Origin of the sequence: Clostridium sp. LS, assembly GCF_002760435.1 — a bacterium.
Taxonomy (GTDB): domain Bacteria; phylum Bacillota; class Clostridia; order Clostridiales; family Clostridiaceae; genus Clostridium.
The window spans coordinates 1-584 of the sequence record NZ_AUUU01000233.1; the positions used below are offsets into that span (position 1 = coordinate 1).

The window sequence follows — 584 nt, forward strand, 5'->3', positions numbered from 1 at the left end:
GAAACTACAACCATAGCCGCATTAACGATAAATGCTATATTCATTGCTATTGCTATATCTATTTTTTCCATCTTTAAATGTTTTAATTTTTTTTCAGTAGTATCATTAGTATTATTTCTACTTTGCACTAATTGAGAATGCAGATATATTACATGAGGCATAACAGTAGCGCCTAGCATACCAACTGCTATTAATACTGCCTGGCCATTAGGTAACATTGGTATAAGGGCGTGGATTCCAACAGCACTCCAATCAGGTTTTGATAAAAATAATTCAAAGGTGTAGGCAATACATATAACTGCTACTAATACTGTAATTACTGCTTCTACGATTCTTTGGCCATATTTTTCTAAGTAAACTATTAGGTATGTTATTATACCTGTAAGAAGACCTGCATATACCATAGGGATTCTAAATAATAGATAAAGCCCAAGTGTTCCACCAAGAAATTCTGCTAAATCTGTTGCCATTGCGGCCAATTCAGCACAAATCCATAAGAACCAATTAACCTTTCTTGGAAAAATAATACCACACATTTCAGGTAAATTATGTCCAGTTGCAATTCCTAATTTTGCAGACATACA

Annotated in this window: 1 protein-coding gene; it reads right to left on the minus strand. The window is 33.6% G+C overall.

The window, feature by feature from the left end:
* Nucleotides 1-584: Nramp family divalent metal transporter (locus COL3_RS26800; protein ID WP_180278001.1), on the minus strand; the 584-nt coding region annotated here is incomplete at both ends.